Here is a 3,096-nt window from a genome sequence, read left to right on the forward strand (position 1 = left end):
CCCTCCCGGAGCCGAGCCGCTCCCTGCCGGGGCCCGCGTCGACCTCGCCCGGGAACGCGCCGACTCCCAGGTCGACGCCGTCCTGGACGCCTTGGACCGCGAGCTCGTCGGCCTCGCGCCCGTCAAGACCCGCATCCGGGAGATCGCCGCGCTGCTGCTGGTCGACCGCGTCCGGGCCCGCTTCGGCATCGACTCGGGACGCCCCAACCTGCACATGTGCTTCACCGGCGGCCCCGGGACGGGCAAGACGTCCGTCGCGCTGCGGCTCGCCGAACTCCTGCACCGCCTCGGCTACGTCCGCCGCGGCCACCTGGTGTCCGTCACCCGCGACGACCTCGTCGGCCAGTACGTCGGCCACACCGCCCCGAAGACCAAGGAGGTCCTGAAGAGGGCGATGGGCGGCGTCCTGTTCATCGACGAGGCGTACTACCTCTACCGCGCCGAGAACGAGCGGGACTACGGGCAGGAGTCCATCGAGATCCTTCTGCAGGTCATGGAGAACCAGCGGGACGACCTGGTCGTCGTCCTCGCCGGCTACAAGGACCGCATGGACTCCTTCTTCGCGTCCAATCCCGGGATGAGCTCCCGCATCGCCCACCACATCGACTTCCCCGACTACGAACCCGACGAGCTGGAGGCGATCGGCCGCCTGATGATGGACCGGGAGGGCTACGGGCTCGCCCCCGAGACCGAACCGGTCTTCCGCGACTACCTCTCCCGCCGCCGCGCGCAGCCCCGCTTCGCCAACGCGCGCTCCGTCCGCAACGCCATCGAACGCGCCCGCCTCCGCCACGCCAACCGGCTCCTCGCCCAGGGCGGCGACGTCGGCCGCGAAGATCTCACCACCCTCCACCCGGAAGACTTCCTCGCCAGCCGCGTCTTCGGGTGACCGGTGTCACGTCCGTTCAAGGGATGGGCCCCCGCATGTCCTAATGTTGTGACGGACGACATCAGAGGTGGGGGATAAGTTGCATAACCCTGAGGATCTGTACGAGCTCGACGCCGACCTGCCGGAAATGACGGGTCCGGTGCTGCTGCACAGCCTCGACGGCTTCGTGGACGCCGGATCCACCGGGCAGCTCGTGCGCGAGCACCTCCTGGAGGCACTGGAACACCGCGTCATCGCCCGCTTCGACGTCGACTCACTGATCGACTACCGGGCACGCCGTCCGCCGATGACGTTCGACCGCGACCACTGGGCCTCCTACGAGGCGCCCGAGCTGGTCGTCCGGTTGCTGCGCGACGAGTCCGGCAGCCCGTTCCTGATGCTGTCCGGGCCCGAACCGGACCGGCTGTGGGAGGGCTTCACCGCGTCCGTCCTGCACCTGGTGAAGCGCCTGGGCGTGGAACTCGTCGTCGGCTTCCACGGCATCCCGATGGGCGTCCCCCACACCCGCCCGGTCGGCATCACCTCGCACGCCACCCGGCCGGAGCTGGTCACCCGGAACTCCTGGTTCGACAAGGTCCAGGTCCCCGGCAGCGCCGCCGGCCTCCTCGAACTGCGGCTCGGCGAGGCGGGCCACGACGCCCTCGGCCTCGCCGTGCACGTCCCGCACTACCTCGCCCAGTCCGCCTACCCGTCCGCCGCCGTCGCCGCGCTGGAGGCCGTCATCGACTGCACCGGGCTCGCGCTGCCGGTCGAGCGGCTCCGCGAGGCGGCCGCCGCCACCGACGCCGACATCGCCGAGCAGGTCGACGGCAACGACGAGGTCGAGAAGGTCGTCCGGGCCCTGGAACAGCAGTACGACGCGTTCGCGGGCGCCGCGGAACGCGACAACCTGCTCGCCGAATCGGGGGACATGCCCACCGCCGAAGAGCTCGGCGCCCAGTTCGAACGCTTCCTCGCCGAACAGGACGGGCCGGACTCGCCGTCCTGAGACATATCCCGCCGCGCCCCGGGTAGGCGAGCCTCCGAGGGAGGTTCGCGCAATGGCCCAGAAGGTGAACGAGGTGATGACGCCGGTGCCGGTCGCGGTGTCACCGGACACGTCCCTGGCGGAGGTCGGCGACCTCATGCGGCAGCACGGCATCGGCGACGTCCTGGTCGTCCACGAGGGGCGGCTGCGCGGCCTGGTCACCGACCGGGACATCGTCGTCCGCGCCGTCGCCCTCCAGAAGGACATGACCGGCACCGCCGTGGCCGACATCTGCAGCACCAACCTGATCACCGTGGCGCCCGGCGAGGACGCCGACACGGCCGTCCGGCTCATGCGGCGGCACGCGATCCGCCGCATCCCCGTGGTCGACGGCGACCGCCCGATCGGCATGGTCTCCATCGGCGACCTCGCCGTCCAGCGCGACGAGCGCTCGGCCCTCGCCGACATCAGCGCCGAACCCCCGAACACGTGACCGCGGACCGCCACCGCGACGTCATCGTGGTCGGCGCCGGACCCGCCGGATCAGCGGTCGCCTGCCACCTGGCCCGCTCCGGCCTCGACGTCCTCCTCCTGGAGAAGTCTTCGTTCCCCCGCGAGAAGGTCTGCGGCGACGGCCTCACGCCCCGCGCCGTCCAGGAACTCCGCACACTGGGCATCGACCTGGACGCCCCGGGCTGGTTCCCCAACAAGGGCATCCGCCTGATCGCCGACGGCCGCCGCCTCGAACTCGACTGGCCCGACGCGCACGGCCTCACCCGCACCCGCGCCGACCTGGACGAACTCCTGGCCCGCCAGGCGGTCGCCGCCGGCGCCACCCTCCGGGAGAACACCAAGGTCACCGCCCCGCTCCAGACGAGGGGCCGCGTGACAGGCGTCGAGACCGAAACGGCCACGCACGAAGCCCGCCTGGTCATCGCCGCGGACGGCGCCTCCTCCCGCCTCTCGGTGGCCCTCGGCCTGCGCCCGTCCGCCACCCGCCCCATCGGCATCGCGGGCCGCCGCTACTTCCGCAGCCCCCGCCACGACGAGGCTCACCTGGAGATCTGGCTGGACCTGGCCCCGGCCGCCTACGGCTGGATCTTCGGCATGGGCGACGGCACCTGCAACGTAGGCGTCGCCCTCCTGCGCACCGACCACCCCGACTACCGCGGCCTCCTCTCCCGCTGGCTGACGACCCTCCCACCCGCCTGGGGCCTCACCGAGCACAACGCCACGGGCC

4 protein-coding genes are annotated in these 3,096 nt (G+C 71.9%); all 4 read left to right on the forward strand.

Features of this window, described 5'->3' with window-relative positions; all coding sequences use genetic code 11:
• The coding region (gene cbbX, locus E1289_RS37025) for a CbbX protein (protein ID WP_131988767.1) at positions 1-889 on the forward strand (889 nt) is incomplete at its 5' end.
• A 79-nt stretch (positions 890-968) separates the two neighbouring features.
• Positions 969-1,877: a PAC2 family protein gene (locus E1289_RS37030; RefSeq protein ID WP_131988769.1), complete on the forward strand. Its 909-nt coding sequence runs from the start codon at positions 969-971 to the stop codon at positions 1,875-1,877.
• A 52-nt stretch (positions 1,878-1,929) separates the two neighbouring features.
• Positions 1,930-2,349, forward strand: coding sequence for a CBS domain-containing protein (locus E1289_RS37035; protein ID WP_131988771.1), 420 nt, complete (start codon positions 1,930-1,932; stop codon positions 2,347-2,349).
• Positions 2,346-3,096 (forward strand): geranylgeranyl reductase family protein (locus E1289_RS37040; protein WP_131988773.1); only part of this gene is annotated, 751 nt, incomplete at its 3' end. The genes E1289_RS37035 and E1289_RS37040, both read left to right, overlap by 4 nt.

It is taken from the genome of Actinomadura sp. 6K520 (genome assembly GCF_004349245.1).
GTDB lineage: Bacteria > Actinomycetota > Actinomycetes > Streptosporangiales > Streptosporangiaceae > Spirillospora.